We start from the raw sequence: 15,792 nt of genomic DNA on the forward strand, positions 1-15,792 counted from the left end.
GCCGCACCCCGGCTCACAGATCCGGCGGGGTGCGGGCCGGCAGATGCAGGGTCGCCAGGGTGCCGCCCCCGGAGCGCGAGGCGATGGTGAAGGATCCGCCCAGCCGGTCCGTCGCCAGATTGTCTACGATGTTCAGGCCGAGCCCGACCGAGCCGGTACCGCGGCGGGTGGTGAAGAAGGGCTCCAGGATGCGCCCGGCGGTCCCCTCCGCGATGCCGGCCCCGTCGTCGGCGACGGACAGCAAAACCGTCTCAGGTCCCGACGCCGCAGCCCCAATCGTCACCAGCCCATGCCGCCCCGCCGGAAAGGCATGTTCCAGGGCGTTGCGAACAAGCTGCTCCAGAACCGCGGACAGGATCGCCGGGTTGCTGACCATGCGCAGGTCGGCGGGGCAGTCCACGGCCATGCGATGCCCCAGCGGCTCCCACTGCGGGCGCAGGCTCTCCGTCACCTGCTCCAGGAAGGGCCTCAGCGCGATGGTCTGGCGCAGCCCGCCGTGGTCCGCCGCCACCCCCTTGAAGCAGCGCACGATCTCCCCGGCGCGGGCGATGGTGCCGGACAGCAGGGCGGCCAGCTCCCCGGCGCTCGCCAGGAAGCGCTCCAGCTCGGCACGGCGGAGCTGGTTGGCGGCCAGCCGCTCCGTCATCGCGGCGACCCGGTCGCCGAGGTGGGACGCGCTGCCCAACGCCACGCCGATGGGCGTGTTGATCTCGTGGGCCACGCCGGCGACCATCTGGCGCAGCGCCGCCATCTTCTCGCGCTGGGCCTGGGCCAGCTTGCGCGTGCGCTCGCGGACCAGGGCCTCCAGATGCTCGTTCTCGTCCTTCAGGCTGCGGTTGGCCCGGCGCAGCGACAGGTGGGTGGCGACGCGGGCGCGCACGATGGCCGGGCTGAAGGGCTTGGTCACGTAATCGACGGCCCCGGTCTCCAGCCCGAAGGCCTCCTCCTCCGGGCTGGACAGGGAGGTGATGAAGATCACCGGGACGTCGGCGGTGGCCGGGTCGGTCTTCAGCAGGCGGCACACCGCGTAGCCGTCCAGCCCCGGCATCATCACGTCGAGCAGCACCAGTTCCGGCGGGTCGGCGGAGGCCAGTTCCAAAGCGCGGCGGCCGGAGGTCGCGAAGCGCACCTCGTGCCGGTCCTCCAGCACGCTGGCGAGCGCGCGGATGTTGGCCGTGTCGTCATCGACGATCAGTATGTGACCACCGCTCACGGTGTCGTCTCCCGGTCCCGTTCCCTGATCCATGCGGCGGTAAGCCGTTCCAGCGCCGCACGGGCCGCAGCGAAATCCAACGCTTCCACGGCCCGCCCCATCTTGTCCATCGCCTCGTCATGGCCGCGCCCGGCCAGCAGGCCGCGCAGAGCGTCGAAGCGGGCCGCCGCCGACAGGCTGCCGCTGCGCAACGCCTCCTCCAGCGCGCGGAACGCCTCTTCCAGCTTGCCCGGGTCGCCGAGAGGAACCACCGGGATTTCCGGCACGACCTCCAAGGGCACCTCCATGCTGCGCAGCGTTTCCGCCGAAGCCAGCGCGGGGCCGAGGGCGGCGGACAGGTCGGTCAAGAGCCCCGGCATCGCCTCCCACCGCTCCTCGCGCGCCGCCAGCTCCAGCGCCGCGGCGGCGGCGCTGGCGGCCATCGCGCCGACCGTTCCGGCGCTGCCCCGCAGTCCATGGGCAAAGCGTTCCAGCGCCGTCCCGTCTCCCGCGCTCCGCAGATGCTCCAGCCGGACCGGCGCGTCGCCGTAGCGGTCGAGAAAATCCAGGATAGCCCGGCGCAGCGTGCCCGCCCGCCCGTTCATCCGCGCCAGCGCCGGGACGAGGTCGAACCCCTCCAAGCCGTCAGGAAGCACGGCATCCATCTCCGCAGCCTTGGCAACCGGCAGAGCCTCCCGCCGCCCGAACGGCTTCAGCCAGCGGTTCAGCACGGCGACGAGGCGGTGAGGTTCCACCGGCTTGGCGATGTGGTCGTCCATCCCCGCGTCCAGACAGCGCCGCCGTTCCTCCTCCAGGGCGTGGGCGGTCATGGCGATGATCGGCAGGCGGTCGGGACCGCACTGACGACGGATCGCCCGCGCCACCGCGAAGCCGTCCATGTCCGGCATCTGGACGTCCGTCAGCAGCGCGGCGTAGCCCGCCCCCGGCTCCAGCGCCAGCCTCACCGCCTCCCCGCCGCTGCCGACCGCGGTGACGGCCAGCCCGGCATCCTCCAGCAGTTCCCGCGCGACCAGCCGGTTCACGGCGTTGTCGTCGGCGACCAGCACGCGCAGACCGCGCAGCGGTTCGTCCACCTGCAGGCCCGCAAGCCCCGGATCGGCCAAGGCGGGCAGCGCCGTCGCGGCGCCGTCCTGCACACCGACCGTCACCGTGAAGCGAAAGGTGCTGCCCAGGCCGGGGGCGCTGTCCACGGCGATGCCGCCGCCCATCATGACGGCCAGCCGCCGGCTGATCGCCAGCCCCAGCCCGGTCCCGCCATAGCGGCGGGTGGTCGAGCTGTCGGCCTGGGCGAAGGGCTGGAACAGGCGGGCCACCTGCTCCGCCGTCATGCCGATTCCGGTGTCGCGCACGGCGAAGCGCAGTTCGGTCTCCGCATCCTCCGTCCCTCGTGGCGCGGCGGCCACGCCGAGAACCACGCTGCCGCTCTCGGTGAACTTCACCGCGTTGTTGACGAGGTTGAGGAGCACCTGCCCCAGCCGCAACGGGTCGCCCAGCAGGGTAGTGGGCACGTCCGGGGCGACCTCCAGCCGCAGGGCCAGCCCCTTCTCCTCGGCGGACAGGGCGGCGGTGCCGGCCACCATGTCGAGCACGGCGGACAGGTCGAAAGGCACGCGCTCCAGCGTCAGCATCCCCGCCTCGATCTTCGAGACGTCGAGGATGTCGTTGATGATCCCCAGCAGCGCCGTGGCCGAAGCGCGGATCCGCGTCAGGTAGCCGCGCTGGCGCGGCGGCGGCCCGGCGCGCAGGGCGAGGTGGCTGAGGCCGAGGATGGCGTTCATCGGCGTGCGGATCTCGTGGCTCATGTTCGCCAGGAAATCGCCCTTGGCGCGCGACGCCTCCTCGGCGCGGTGGCGGGCCTCCTCCACCTGCTGCTGGCGGCGCGCGATCTCGTCGAGGAAGTGGCGGATCGAGCGGGAGATGGTGGCGATCTCGTCGGTGCCGCCGTCGGGCAGCGGCGTCTCCCGCCCCTCCACCCGGTCGAGCACCGCGTCGTTCAGCCGGACCAGACGCAGGGTCAGGAAGCGGCGCAGGTACAGATACACACCGAGCGCCACCAGGAAGCCCAGCGCGCCCAGCCCGACCAGGATGCGGTTCTGCGTCGCGGCCAGTTCCGACAGCCCGTCCGCCTCGCCCGCCGCCGCCGCGTTGATCCGTTCGAACAGCGCGTGGGAGATCTTCACGACCTCCTCGACCATCACCAGCACCTGATTGGTCAGCGCCTTGCTGCGGGCGATGGCCGCCTGCCGCTCCATCAGGCTGGGCAGCAGGCCGGTGGGGCCGAGCAGAGCCGTCTCGAGCCGGCGGTGCAGGGCGGCGAAGCGCTCCGCCTGTTCGGGCGGCAGCCCGGTATGGAGCGCCGGCAGGGCCGACAGCGCCGCCGCCGCGTCCCGCTGGGCGCGCGCGATCTCGCGCTGGAAGCGGCTGTTGCCGGCGTGGGTGCTCTCGTTCAGCACGCGGTTGACCGTGTTGGTCCAGGCGGTCGGCGGCCCCAGCCGGTCCGGCGGCAGCGTCGGCAGCACGGCGGCGACCAGAGCGCCGGCCTCCGCCGACAGGCGGCGGGTCTCGTCCAGCGCGTCGTCGCTGCGCGCCGCCGCATCGATGCGCTCGGCGACCAGCCGGTCGAGGTCCGCCAATGTCGGGACGAGCGTCCCCAGGACGCCGGCCAGCGTGGCGCCGCCCTCAATGTCGGACAGGGCCTGGGCCGACCGGGTGACCGCCGTCAGGTTGGCCGTCAGCTCGGCCAGGGTGACCCGCCGTTCGGGATGGCTCGTCGCCCCGCCCAGCCGGGTCGCCTGCGACAGCACCTGCTGCAGGCCGCCGTTCAGCACCGCCCCGGTGGTGATGCGCGGCAGCGCCCCGTTGGACAGGTCCGACAGGGCGTGGCGGAACTGCGCGAGGTCGTAGAGCGCCGCACCCGACACGCCCAGCAGCACCCCCACCATCACCAGCAGGCCCAGCCCGACGCGCCGCCCGACGCCGCCCCGGAAGGGGGTGCGCGGGACCGGCATGGTCGAGGCTGGCTCCGTCGTCATCAACGCTCGGTGATGCGGCCGTCGATGCGGGGCGACACCGTCCCGCGGTCGGTCAGGTGCTGGGCCATGATCTCCCACAGCAGCTTGCCACCGGCCCCGGAGGAGGAGGCGCCCGGCGACTTGAGCATGCCGTAGCCGTCGCCGCCCTGGGCCAGATAGTTGGGCAGGGCCACCGAATAGGTCGCGTTCGGGTCGAGCGGCTTGCCGCCCACCGTGACGGAGACGACGCGGCTGCCCGCCGGCTGCTTCAGGTCATAGACCACCGCCATGTTGGACGGATGGAGGAAGCTGCCCTTCTGGTTGTCCACCCCGGCGGCGCTGACCTCCAGCGCGTCGCGCAGGGCCTTGCCGGGCAGGGTCACGGCGATGATGGTGTCGCGGAAGGGCAGTTCGCGCTGGATGTCGCGGCGGGTCAGCACGGTCCCCGCCTCGTACTGGCGGTTGCCGCGGATGTTGCCGCCGTTGATGAAGGCCACGTCGGTTTTGAAATGGCCGCGCATGGCGTCGGCGATCAGCGAGGCGAAGGCGTTCTCCCCGGTGCGTATCGCGGCGCGGCGGGTGTCGAGGGGGGTCGCCGTCGTCCCGACGTTGATGTCCAGCAGTTCCGACAGCCGGGCCAGATAAACGCCGACCCGCTTTTCCATCGCCGGGTCCGGCGGCAATCCGGCGAGCGGCACGATGTCGGCGCCGGCCAATGCGAGCGGCGCCTTGCCGTCGCCGTCCAGCCGCAGGACGAAGGCCGATCCCTTCACGTTGACGTGGACGCCGAAGACTTTTCCCTTATCGGCCTCCAGCACGTCCTTGCCGGTGGCGGAGAGCTGGAGCAGCGCGTCGATGGCGGGCTCGCCGCGCAGCGCCTCCACCGCCTCCGGGGCGTTGTCCAGGATGGCGATCACATAGTCGGCGCCTTGGGCGCGCAGCGCGCGGGCCTCCGCCGCGATCGCGGCGGGCGGGCGCACCTCGATGTCCGGCACGATGTACTGCACCGTCAGTTCCGGCGAGATCGCCGAGACCACGCCGATCCTGCCCGCCGGCGTGTCGAGCAGCGCCGACGGCTCCAGCCCCTCCATCACCTTGCCGGTGTTGCGGTCGATGGTGGTCGCGCTGACGAAGGGGAAGCGCGCCTCGTAGCTGCGCAGGGTCAGCTCGTCCTTGCCGAAGCCGAGGTCGCGCTTGGTCACCGCCATCATGTCGGGCTGAAGCTCGTTCAGCAGGTCGATCATGTGGGCGCCGCGGTCGAAGGTGGACAGGACGCCCGCGGTCAGCGACGCGCCGCCGTGCAGGAACAGCGTGTTGCCCTCCGCCCGCTTGGTGCGCAGCAGCGTGGCGAGGTTGGCGAGGCCGCCCTCGCCCTCCACCGGCTCGATGTCCGCCATCGTCGAGGTGAAGACGATCGACAGCTCCGCCGCCGACGCGGCCGGCACAACGGCGCCGAGCGCCGCGACGGCGCAGGCGGCCATGACGGCACGCCAGCCGGAAAAACGCCCCACCCCACCATTGCCGCGCTTCGGCATGGTTACCCCCTCCTGCCATCCCTATTCCTTCAGGATGGTTCTTCCCGTATTCGGGCAGGGGAGTTCAAGGCATATCCATGCATGCCGGGGAACATTCCGGTGACAAAATCCCCTGTCGCAACAAGGACAAGGGGGACGGCCGGATCAGGCCGCCTCGTCCTGCCACGGGTATGACAGCGGAAGCTCGCGGAAGGCGAAGCGGTCGAGGTGGCGTTCCAGCGCCCCTTTCAACGCGGCGAGATGCTCGGCGGAGCTGGTGTCCAGCCGGCAGTCCAGCGCGTCCGGCCGGGCCTGGAGCGTCAGGGTGGCGTCACCCGGCCAATCGGCGCCGCGGGCGTTGTGCGGGAAGACGACGCTCCCCGCCTCCGGCGTGTACTCCACTGTCAGATTGTGCGCCCAGTGCTTGCAGAGCTGCTGGAGGTAGCGGCTGCCGTTCGGGGTCGGAACGCGGACGCTGCTGGCGTGTCTCATGATGATCCTTCTGTTTGGTACCGGTGATTCAGGCCGGTGATTCAGGGAAGACGTTCGATGCGCTGGGCCGCCTCGTCGAGGATGGAAACGGCGGCGTGCACCGTGTCCGCGTCAACGCCCTCGCGTCCCAGCCGGTGCATCAGCACGGCCTTCAGATTCTCCATGGCTCGGCGGATCGGAGCGCCGTCGGTGTGGGCCCGCCGGGTCGCCAGGGCGGCGAGGCGGGCGAACAAGGCCTCGACGGTGGCCGCGTCCTGGGCGAGCTGGGCGGTGCCCTCCGGGGTCACGGCGAAGGGCTTTCGCGCGCCTTCGGCGTCGGCCTTGGCGATGTGGCCCATCTCCTCCAGCAGCGACAGGGTCGGGTAGATCACGCCGGGGCTGGGCACATAGCCGCCGCCGGTCAGTTCCTCGACGGCGCGGATCAGGTCGTAGCCGTGCCGCGGCTCGTCGGCGATCAGCCGCAGCAGGACCAGCCGCAGTTCCGACGCCTCGAAAACGCCGCGCCGGCCGCCGCGCCCGCCGCGCCGCTCGTGATGCTCATGGCCCCAGCCGCCCTCCGCGGCATGACGACCGCCGCCATGACGAGGGCCGCCATGACGAGGGCCGCCACCATGGGGGCCATCACCGTGCGGACCGGGATGATGGCGGCGCATCCGGCCGCAGAAGGGATCCGGAAAAAACCTCATGACAGGGGCTCCACTGTATTTCGATAGGTCTAAGATATATCGTGACATGTCGATACACAATCCCCCAAGACGCTTTTCCACTCTCCTGCCCCGGGAGAGGGAACGCAGCAGTCCTCAGCCACGCCCAGCCAACATAATGCGAATGCGAGGAATTCGCATTGACGTTCCGCAGGAATCCGGACCACAGTGCGCCCGCCCTTCCGGCATAGGCCGTCCCGGCAAAGTTGAAGGAGATTCAAGGATGAAGCTGACCCGACGCCACGCCCTCGCTATGACCGCCGCCGTGGTCGGTCTCGCCGCCCTGACCTCCATCCCGGGTTACGCCCAGGACATGACGGTGCGGCACGCGCAGGGCGAGACCCGGCTTCCCGCCAAGCTCGACCCCGTCCTGGTCTTCGACATGACCGCGCTGGACACGCTCGACGCGCTGGGCGTGGCGATCGCCGGAGTGCCCACGGGGCTGAAGCCGCCGCACCTCGCCAAGTATGACGGGCCGTCCTACGCGAAGATCGGCACGCTGTTCGAGCCGGACTACGAGGCGGTGAACGCCGCCGAGCCCGGCCTGATCATCGCCGGCGGCCGGTCGGCCCCGAAATACGCCGAGCTGTCGCGCATCGCGCCGACGCTCGACATGACGACCGACCAGACCGACTTCCTGGCCAGCTCCATCGCCAACATCGAGACGCTGGGCCGCATCTTCGGCAAGAGTGCCCTGGTCAAGCAGAAGGTCGACGGGCTGCGCGCCTCCATCGCCGAGCTGAAGGCGGTGGCGGGCAAGTCCGGAAAGGGCCTGCTGGTCCTGACCACCGGCGGCAAGATGAGCGCCTACGGGCCGGGATCGCGCTTCGGCATCCTGCACACGGAGTTCGGCATCCAGCCCGCCGCCCCCGACCTGAAGGTCGCCAACCACGGGCAGGCCATCTCCTTCGAATTCATCCTGGAGACCAACCCGGACTGGCTGTTCGTGATCGACCGCGACGCCGCCATCGGGCAGGACGGAAAGCCGGCCCGGCAGTTCCTCGACAACGACATCGTCCGCCGCACCACCGCCTGGCAGAAGAATCAGGTCGTCTATCTGAACGGCGGCAACTGGTACATCGTCGGCGGCGGGCTGTCGGCGCTCCAGCAGGATGTGGACGATCTCCTGGCGGCGCTGTCCAAGAAGTCCTGACCCGTGAAGACCCTGCCAATCGCCACACTCCCGCTGGCGACCGTGGGCATCGGCCTGCTGGCCGTGTGGAGCCTGTTCGTCGGCGTCAGCGACGTGAGCCTCGCGACGCTGTTCGGCGGCGCCCCGGACCAGGCCACGCAGGTTCTGCTGGTCAGCCGGCTGCCCCGGACGCTGGCCCTGATCCTGGCCGGCGCCGCGATGGCGGTGTCGGGCCTGCTCCTCCAGATGCTGGTGCGCAACCGCTTCGTGGAACCCTCCACCGCCGGCACCGCGGAATCGGCCATCTTCGGCATGATGATGGTCTCGCTGCTGGCGCCGGAGATGCCGGTGTTCGGGCGCATGGCCGTCGCCAGCCTGTGCGCGCTGGCCGGGACGGGGCTGTTCCTGGCGATCCTGCGGCAGGTGCCGCTGCGCTCGCCGCTGGTGGTGCCGCTGGTCGGCATCATGCTGGGCGGGGTAATCACGGCAATGACCGAGTTCGTCGCCTACCGCCAGGACCTGATCCAGTCGGTGCGCGGCTGGGAGACCGGGGACTTCTCCGCCATCCTGCTCGGCCGCTACGAGCTGCTGTGGCTGAGCGCCGCCCTGACCGGCGTCGCCTATCTGGCGGCGGACCGCTTCACCGTCGCCGGGATGGGGCGGGACGTCGCCACCAACCTGGGCATCGACCACCGCAAGGTGATGGCGCTGGGGCTGGTCATCGTGTCGATGACCACCGCGGCAGTGATCGCCACCTGCGGCATGATCCCCTTCCTGGGGCTGATCGTTCCCAACGTCGTCAGCCTCGTCCGCGGCGACAACATGCGCGGGTCCCTGCCCTGGGTCGCGCTGATGGGGGCCGGGCTGGTGCTGGCCTGCGACATCGCCGGGCGGCTGGTGATCCATCCCTACGAAATCCCGATCGGGACGATGATGGGGGTGATCGGCAGCGCCCTGTTCCTCTATCTCCTGCTGCGGAGGAACGGCCATGCCGACTGACCGCCGCATCCTCTCGCCGATGGTCGTCCTGGGCGGCCTGTCGGCGCTGACCCTGCTGTCGATCGCGCTGTTCATGACGCTGGGCGCGCGGGGCAAGTGGGACTTCATCCTGGCCTTCCGCGGCACCAAGATCGCCGCGATGGTGCTGGTCGGCTACGCCGTCGCGGTGTCGACCGTCCTGTTCCAGACGATCACCAACAACCGCATCCTCACCCCCTCGGTGATGGGCTTCGACCATCTCTTCCGCCTGATCCAGACGGTGCTGGTCTTCCAGTTCGGCAGCGGGCTGGTGGCGTCGCTCGACCCCCGCCTGCGCTTCGGGGTGGAGGTTGCGTCGATGGTCGTCTTCTCCGGCCTGCTCTACTGGTGGCTGTTCAACGGGGCGGGGCGCGGCGACAACCGGCGCAGCCTGCATCTGCTGCTTCTCGTCGGCATCGTGTTCGGCGTGCTGTTCCGCAGCCTGACCAGCTTCCTTCAGCGCATCATCGACCCCAACGAGTTCCTGACCGTGCAGGACCGGCTTTTCGCCAACTTCAACCGGGTGGATGTCGAGCTGCTGGCGGTGTCGGCGCTGGTCGTTTTGGCGGTGTCGCTGGTCGGCTGGCGCTGGCGGCGCACCTTCGACGTGCTGGCGCTGGGGCGCGACGCCGCGATCAACCTCGGCGTGGAGCACCGGCGCGCGGTGATGGGGGTGCTGGTGATGGTGTCCATCCTGGTGTCGGTGTCCACGGCGCTGGTCGGGCCGATCACCTTCTTCGGGTTGCTGGTCGCCAACCTCGCCTATCTGGTGGTCCGCTCGCACCGGCACGCGCTGATCCTGCCCGCCGCGGTGCTCCTCGCCGTGCTGACGCTGGTCACCGGCCAGCTCGTGCTGGAGCGGGTGTTCGGCTACAACGCCGCGCTCAGCATCGTCATCGAGTTCGTGGGCGGTCTCGCCTTCCTGTTCATCCTGGTGCGGGGTTCGGCCCGATGATCGACGTCAAGAACATCACGAAACGCTACAACGGCACCGTCGTCGTCGACGGGGTGTCCCTGTCCCTGCCGGCGGGCGGGGTGATCTCGCTGATCGGGCCGAACGGGGCGGGGAAGTCGACGCTGCTGTCGATCGTCAGCCGCCTGCTGCCGATGACCTCGGGCACGGTGACGGTCGACGGCCTGAACGTGACCACGACCCCCGGCGAGGTGCTGGCTCGCCGCCTGTCCATCCTGCGCCAGGACAACCAGATCATGTCGCGCCTGACGGTGGAGGATCTCGTCGCCTTCGGCCGCTACCCGCACAGCAAGGGCCGCCTGACCGACATCGACCGCGAGCACATCGCCAAGGCGCTGCGCTATCTGGACCTGGAGCCGCTGGCCGGCCGTTTCCTGGACGAGCTGTCGGGCGGCCAGCGACAGCGCGCCTTCATCGCCATGGTGCTGTGCCAGGACACCGAATACATCCTGCTCGACGAGCCGCTGAACAACCTCGACGTCAAGCACGCCGTGGCGATGATGAAGCTGTTCCGTCGCACCGCGGACGAGTTCGGCAAGACCGTCGTGCTGGTGCTGCACGACATCAACTTCGCCTCCTGCTACTCCGACCGCATCGTCGCGATGCGCGACGGCCGGGTGGTGCACCAGGGACCGCCGGAAGTCATCATCACACCGGAGGTGATCCGCGACGTCTACGGCGTCGAAGCCCAGGTGATGGAGAACGCCGGCCAGCGCATCGCGCTGTATTATCAGTGAAGTGCCTCAGACGCGAGGCGGGTCGAAGATCACCGAATGGTCGATGTCGGCCAGCCGCGCCCGTCCGCTCAGCGCCATGGCGACCTCCAGCTCGGTCTGCAGGATGGTCAGCATGTGGGCCACCCCCGCCATGCCGCCGACCGCCAGGGCATGCAGCACCGGCTGGCCCACCAGCACCGCGTCGGCGCCCAGCGCCAGCGCCTTCAGGATGTCGGTGCCGCGCCGGATGCCGCCGTCCGCCAGGATGGGCAGGCGGCCCGCCGCGCGGGCGGCGACCAGCGGCAGAACCTCCACCACGGCGGGCAGCGTGTCGAGCGTCCGCCCGCCATGGTTCGACACGATGATGCCCGCCGCCCCCGCTTCGATAGCTGATTCGACGTCGTCGGGGTTCATGATCCCCTTCAGCAGCACCGGCAGACGCGTCTCGCCGCACAGCCAACGCACCGTCTCCCAGGTGGCGGCGGCGTGCAGCATGCCCTGGAAGACCGGGCTGCCGGGCCGCGACGGGGTGAAGCCGTCCGGCGTCAGACCGGCCAGATTGACCGGGGCGATGCCGTCCGGCAGGCGGAAGCCGGCGCGCTGCTCGATGTTGCGCAGGCCGCTGACCGGGGCGTCCACCGTCAGCACCAGCGCGCGGTAACCCGCGGCCTCCGCCCGCCGCACCAGGGCCAACGTGTCCTCCGGCCGGGGCTGGGTGTAGATCTGGAACCACAGCGGTCCGCCGGCCGCCGCCGCAACCTCCTCCAGCGTCACGCTGGACTGGGTGCTGACGGTCATCCAGGTGCCGGTGAGGTTCGCCGCCTGCGCGGTCGCCCGCTCCCCGTCGCGGTGGACCAGCCGGTGGAAGGCCATGGGTGCGATCAGGATGGGATAGGGCATCGCCTGCCCGAACAGGGTCGTGGCGGCGCTGGCCTGCGACAGGTCGCGCAGCGCCCGCGGCATCAGGCGCATCCGGTCGTAGGCGTCGCGGTTGGCCTGCCGGGTGATGCCGTCCGCCCCGGTCCCCGCGATGTAGGCGCGGGTCGCCGCGTCGACGCGGGCGGTGAAGTGGCGCTCGTAGTCGTGGAGCGAGACGGTGTCGGCGGGAACGCTCATCGCAGGTGTCCTCATGGATTGTCCCCTCTCCCCTCCGGGGAGAGGGTTTAGGGTGAGGGGGTTGCGCGTGGCGGATCGTTCGGCACGCGCACATCCCCCTCACCGGCCCTTCGGGCCACCCTCTCTCCAGAGGGGAGAGGGCTATTAAGAACGGCCCTCCGCCAAATCGCTCGCCCGTCGCGCCAACGCGCGCAGGCGCGGGTCGGGCTGGTCGGCCAGGGCGGCGGCCATGCCGCGGTAAAAGTCGGGGAAGCCGGTTTCCAGGGCCCGCGTGAACCACGCCAGCGCCGCCTCCGTCCGCCCGTCCTGGAGCAGCAGCCGGGCGTGGTTGAAGCGGCCCCAGCAGTCCCCGCCCTCGGCGGCGGCCCGGAAGAGTTGGCGGGCGCCGGCCCCGTCCTCGGCCACCGCGCGCCCGGCCTCGTGGAACAGTCCGAGCATGTTCAGCGCCTTCACGTTGCCCTTGCGGGCCGCGGCGGCGTAGAGCCGGTAGGCTTCGGCGTCATCCGCCGCTACGCCCAGACCACGGCAATGCAGGTCGGCCAGATTGAACAGCGCCCATGCATCGCCCAACTCGGCGGCGCGGCGGTAATGGGCGGCGGCCAGGACGGGATCGGCGGGCACGCCCCAACCATGCTCGTGGCAGCGGCCCAGCATGTTGACGGCGCGGGGATCGCCACTGCGCGCGGCGATGCGGAACCACTCCACCGCCTGCGCCCACTCGGCCCCGCCCCGGTCGAGGCATTGCTGCCCCAGGGCGAGCTGCACGTCGATGATGCCCGGCCCCGCCGCCGTGACGGCGGCGGCCACTCTCCCGGCCATCACACCTCCGCCCAGCGCCGCAGCAGGTTGTGGTAGTGGTTGACCAGGGCCAGCACGGACGGGTGCTGGTCGCCCAGCTCCCGGCGCAGGTCGATGATCGCAACGTCGAGGTCGTAGAGCATCGCCCTCAGCCCGTCGTCCTTGACCAGCGATTGCGTGAAGAAGAAGGAGGCCCAGCGCGAGCCGCGCGTCACCGGGGTCACCCGGTGCAGGCTGCTGGACGGATAGACAACCGCGTGCCCCGCCAGCAGCTTCACGCCCTTGGTGCCGTAGGTGTCCTCGACGACCAGATCGCCGCCGTCATACTCGCCGGGATCGCTGAGGAAGATCGTGGTGGAGACGTCGGCCCGCATCCGCATGCCGCCGGTGCCCGGAATGGCCCGGATGGCGTTGTCCACATGGTTGCCATAGGTCATGTCCAGGTCGTAGCGGTTGAACATGGGCGGCAGGACGCGCAGCGGCAGGGCCGCGGAATTGAAAGCCGGGTTGCGCCCCAGCGCCTTCAGGATGACCACGCCCAGCTCGCGGGCGGTGTCGCTCTCCTCCGGGATCTGCAGGTTGTTCTTGGCCAGCACCGCCTGGGAGCCCGCGGTGACGCGGCCGTCGACCCAGGGCGACGCCTCCAGCACGGCGCGGCAGTGGGCGACCTCGTCGGCGGTCAGAACGTCGGGGATTTGCAGAAGCACGGGGAGGAATCCTTTTGCAGAGGAAGAAGGCCGGACCGGCCCCCGGAGGATGGTCCAGGAGCGCGGTCCGGCCTGGCCGGGATCAGAAGGTGACGCCGGCGGTCAGCATGAAGGTGCGGCCCGAGGCCGGCACCGCGCGCGAGGCGTTGAAGGCCGAGGCGTAGTTGCGGTGGTCGGTCAGGTTGTAGGCGTTGAGCGCCAGGGACAGGTTGTTGATCTCGTAAGACACCACGCTGTCCAGCGAGACCGTCTCCGGCACGCGGCCCGTGTTGGCGCTGTCGGCCCAGTATTCCGAGGCGTACTGGATGCCGCCGCCGACCATGACCTTGCCGGGCACGACGCCGGGGGCGAATTCGTAGGTGGACCACAGGCTGGCGTTGTGCTTCGGCACGTTCGGCGCCTCGTTGCCGACGACCGCCGCGTTGGTCCGCGACTCCTTGATCTCGCCGTCCAGGTAGGCGTAGCTGGCGTAGACGCTCCAGCCCTCCACCACCTTGCCGCTCACCCCGGCCTCGAAGCCGCGAATGCGGGTGCCGAGACCGGCCTCGGAGAAGCCGTCGGTGACCGTGCCGGTGGCCGGATCCACCGAGTAGGTGTTGCTCTTCTCGATCTGGAACAGGGCGCCGTTCACGCCCAGACGACCGCCGAAGAAGTCGGCCTTGCCGCCGATCTCGTAGAGGTCGGTCTTCTCCGGATCGAAGTCACGCCCGTTGCGCGGGGTCTCCGCCGTGCCGTTGGTGAGCTGCGCGGCGATGTCCACGCCGATCGGCTTGTTGGAGCGCGCGTAGGAGAAGTACAGCGACGCGTCCTTGGTCGGCTCGTAGATCAGGCTGGCCGACGGGCTGAGCGTCCGGGTGCTGGCACTGCCGCCCGCCACCGTCGGGTCGGAGGCGCGGAAGGTGCTGCGGAAGTAATCCCAGCGCAGGCCGCCCTGAACTGAAAGCTGGTCGAACAGCCACACGCGGTCGGTGATGAAGAGACCGGTGTTGGCGACGCTCGATTCACGCACGCCGGTCGCCGGGTAGGTCAGGAAGGCGTTGGCCGGGTAGTTGTGGCTGGGGTTGCGGATGGTCTGGGTGTTGGTGCGGTTGACCCAGGTGCCGCCACGCCGCTCGTCCTTCTGGTAGCTGAGGTCCAGCCCGCCGTTGACCTTGTGATAGAGGCCGAGGAAGGTGCCCTCCGCCTTGGCGCCCGCGACGTTCTGGACGCCCCAGCCCTTCTGCTTGAAGGCGAGGCCGCCGCCGGCGCCGTAGGAGATCACCGGGTTGCCGCCGTTCAGGAAGAGCGTGCTGCTGGCCGCGGTCAGCGCCGCCGGGGCGGTGGAGACGAAATCGCGCTCGTAATGGCTGTAACGGCTGTCGTTGTAGAAGGACAGGCTCTTGCTGACCTCGTGGGCCAGGGTCGAGGTCACGACGTGATTCTCGGTGTCGTCGCGGTCCTGGTTGCGGACGTAGGACGTGGACCGGTCGAGTCCGAACTCGGGCGCCGGGCGGAACGTGCCGTCGCGGCCACGGATCATCGGCACGCCCATGTCCGGGATCTTATCGCCGTCAAGGTAGGAGTAGTTCAGGTGCCAGGTCGTCGGGGTGCCCAGCCCGACGCCGAGGTCGGCGGCGATGCCCTTGCGCTTGGCCTCGACCTTGTCGCGGTCGGCGACGTCCTGGTCGTGGTACAGACCGTTGACGCGCAGCGCCGTCGTCTCGTTGATCGGCTGGTTCACGTCCACCGTGGTGCGGTAGGTGGGGCCGGAGCCGACCGACTGCTCGACCTTGTAGCGCTTGTCCAGCCCGGCCTTCTTGGTGCCCTGGTTGATGACGCCGCCGGAGTTGCCGACGCCGAAGCCGTTGCCCGACGGCCCCTTGAAGACCTGCACCGTCTCGGTGTTGAAGACGTCGTGGGTGTAGACGCCGAAGTCCTTCAGGCCGTCGGTGTAGATGTCGCCGCGGGCGGTCAGGCCGCGGATGCGGAACTGGTCGCCGTTCTGCCCGCCGTTGCCCTCGCCGGTCGAGATGGTGATGCCGGGGACGTTGCGCAGGACCTGTTCCAGCGTCGTGGCGCGCTGCTGCTCGATGATCTCTTCCGGAACGACGTTGACGACGCGGGGCGTGTCCTTGACCGTGTCGGGCAGCCGGGAGATGCCGGTGGGCTTGGCGTTCACGTTCCCGCTGTCCGCCGGGCGGTCGGCGCCGACCCGCACCGGGTCGAGGACGGTGGCGTCACCGGCCGCGGTGCCCGGCGCGGTCCCGGTCCCCGTTCCGGCCGTCTGAGCCTCGGCCACCGTCGCCAGGGTGGAGAAGGACATCGCCAGCCCCGCCGTCGCGGCGGCGCCGGCGATGATGGGTCGGAGGCGGTCGGGGACATTCGATTGCAACATGAGGCTCTCCCGAAAAGTCGTCGTG

13 protein-coding genes are annotated in these 15,792 nt (G+C 70.3%); 4 read left to right on the plus strand and 9 right to left on the minus strand.

Annotation, left to right across the window (positions count from 1 at the left end):
• Positions 1–13 precede the first annotated feature (13 nt).
• From ACWPXE_RS06965 to ACWPXE_RS06985, 5 genes are all read right to left on the minus strand, one after another.
• Positions 14–1,213, minus strand: coding sequence for a sensor histidine kinase (locus ACWPXE_RS06965; protein ID WP_454017218.1), 1,200 nt, complete (start codon positions 1,211–1,213; stop codon positions 14–16).
• Positions 1,210–4,245 (minus strand): ATP-binding protein, encoded by a 3,036-nt coding sequence (locus ACWPXE_RS06970; RefSeq protein WP_454017219.1) that lies wholly within the window; start codon positions 4,243–4,245, stop codon positions 1,210–1,212. Before ACWPXE_RS06970 ends, ACWPXE_RS06965 begins: the two co-directional genes overlap by 4 nt.
• Positions 4,245–5,759 (minus strand): bifunctional metallophosphatase/5'-nucleotidase, encoded by a 1,515-nt coding sequence (locus tag ACWPXE_RS06975; protein ID WP_454017220.1) that lies wholly within the window; start codon positions 5,757–5,759, stop codon positions 4,245–4,247. Before ACWPXE_RS06975 ends, ACWPXE_RS06970 begins: the two co-directional genes overlap by 1 nt.
• Positions 5,760–5,903: 144 nt before the next feature.
• The gene (locus ACWPXE_RS06980; protein ID WP_137104531.1) at positions 5,904–6,230 is read right to left on the minus strand and encodes a DUF2218 domain-containing protein; all 327 of its coding nucleotides are present in this window, start codon (positions 6,228–6,230) and stop codon (positions 5,904–5,906) included.
• A 41-nt stretch (positions 6,231–6,271) separates the two neighbouring features.
• A complete protein-coding gene (locus tag ACWPXE_RS06985) occupies positions 6,272–6,916 on the minus strand; it encodes a PadR family transcriptional regulator (protein ID WP_454017221.1) in 645 nt (214 codons plus the stop codon).
• Positions 6,917–7,157: 241 nt separating this feature from the next.
• Between ACWPXE_RS06985 and ACWPXE_RS06990 the strand changes: the two genes are divergently transcribed.
• From ACWPXE_RS06990 to ACWPXE_RS07005, 4 genes are read left to right on the plus strand one after another with little or no spacing between them, the layout of a single operon-like run.
• Positions 7,158–8,087: a siderophore ABC transporter substrate-binding protein gene (locus ACWPXE_RS06990; protein WP_454017222.1), complete on the plus strand. Its 930-nt coding sequence runs from the start codon at positions 7,158–7,160 to the stop codon at positions 8,085–8,087.
• A 3-nt stretch (positions 8,088–8,090) separates the two neighbouring features.
• The gene (locus ACWPXE_RS06995; RefSeq protein ID WP_454017223.1) at positions 8,091–9,065 is read left to right on the plus strand and encodes an ABC transporter permease; all 975 of its coding nucleotides are present in this window, start codon (positions 8,091–8,093) and stop codon (positions 9,063–9,065) included.
• The gene (locus ACWPXE_RS07000; RefSeq protein ID WP_454017224.1) at positions 9,055–10,038 is read left to right on the plus strand and encodes an iron chelate uptake ABC transporter family permease subunit; all 984 of its coding nucleotides are present in this window, start codon (positions 9,055–9,057) and stop codon (positions 10,036–10,038) included. Before ACWPXE_RS06995 ends, ACWPXE_RS07000 begins: the two co-directional genes overlap by 11 nt.
• Positions 10,035–10,793 (plus strand): iron ABC transporter ATP-binding protein, encoded by a 759-nt coding sequence (locus tag ACWPXE_RS07005; protein WP_454017225.1) that lies wholly within the window; start codon positions 10,035–10,037, stop codon positions 10,791–10,793. Before ACWPXE_RS07000 ends, ACWPXE_RS07005 begins: the two co-directional genes overlap by 4 nt.
• 6 nt (positions 10,794–10,799) lie before the next feature.
• On the opposite strand, the gene ACWPXE_RS07010 is transcribed toward ACWPXE_RS07005, so the two are convergent.
• The 4 genes from ACWPXE_RS07010 to ACWPXE_RS07025 form a co-directional block, all read right to left on the minus strand.
• Entirely contained in the window at positions 10,800–11,888 is a 1,089-nt protein-coding gene (locus tag ACWPXE_RS07010; RefSeq protein WP_454017226.1) for an alpha-hydroxy acid oxidase, read from the minus strand.
• Positions 11,889–12,032: 144 nt separating this feature from the next.
• Positions 12,033–12,707 carry a tetratricopeptide repeat protein gene (locus ACWPXE_RS07015; RefSeq protein WP_454017227.1) on the minus strand — a complete coding sequence of 225 codons (675 nt, stop codon included), beginning with the start codon at positions 12,705–12,707 and terminating at the stop codon, positions 12,033–12,035.
• Entirely contained in the window at positions 12,707–13,393 is a 687-nt protein-coding gene (locus ACWPXE_RS07020; RefSeq protein WP_454017228.1) for a Fe2+-dependent dioxygenase, read from the minus strand. Before ACWPXE_RS07020 ends, ACWPXE_RS07015 begins: the two co-directional genes overlap by 1 nt.
• Positions 13,394–13,475: 82 nt before the next feature.
• Positions 13,476–15,767 carry a TonB-dependent receptor gene (locus ACWPXE_RS07025; RefSeq protein ID WP_454017229.1) on the minus strand — a complete coding sequence of 764 codons (2,292 nt, stop codon included), beginning with the start codon at positions 15,765–15,767 and terminating at the stop codon, positions 13,476–13,478.
• Between the last annotated feature and the right edge of the window lie 25 nt (positions 15,768–15,792).

The sequence above is a fragment of the Azospirillum sp. Marseille-Q6669 genome (assembly GCF_965111635.1).

Coding starts and splice junctions, on each gene's coding strand:
- ACWPXE_RS07025 (WP_454017229.1), bottom strand. CDS start 15,767: ATGTTGCAATCGAATGTCCCCGACCGCCTCCGACCCATCATCGCCGGC.
- ACWPXE_RS06975 (WP_454017220.1), bottom strand. CDS start 5,759: ATGCCGAAGCGCGGCAATGGTGGGGTGGGGCGTTTTTCCGGCTGGCGT.
- ACWPXE_RS07005 (WP_454017225.1), top strand. CDS start 10,035: ATGATCGACGTCAAGAACATCACGAAACGCTACAACGGCACCGTCGTC.
- ACWPXE_RS07010 (WP_454017226.1), bottom strand. CDS start 11,888: ATGAGCGTTCCCGCCGACACCGTCTCGCTCCACGACTACGAGCGCCAC.
- ACWPXE_RS06970 (WP_454017219.1), bottom strand. CDS start 4,245: ATGACGACGGAGCCAGCCTCGACCATGCCGGTCCCGCGCACCCCCTTC.
- ACWPXE_RS06985 (WP_454017221.1), bottom strand. CDS start 6,916: ATGAGGTTTTTTCCGGATCCCTTCTGCGGCCGGATGCGCCGCCATCAT.
- ACWPXE_RS06980 (WP_137104531.1), bottom strand. CDS start 6,230: ATGAGACACGCCAGCAGCGTCCGCGTTCCGACCCCGAACGGCAGCCGC.
- ACWPXE_RS07000 (WP_454017224.1), top strand. CDS start 9,055: ATGCCGACTGACCGCCGCATCCTCTCGCCGATGGTCGTCCTGGGCGGC.
- ACWPXE_RS06990 (WP_454017222.1), top strand. CDS start 7,158: ATGAAGCTGACCCGACGCCACGCCCTCGCTATGACCGCCGCCGTGGTC.
- ACWPXE_RS07015 (WP_454017227.1), bottom strand. CDS start 12,707: ATGGCCGGGAGAGTGGCCGCCGCCGTCACGGCGGCGGGGCCGGGCATC.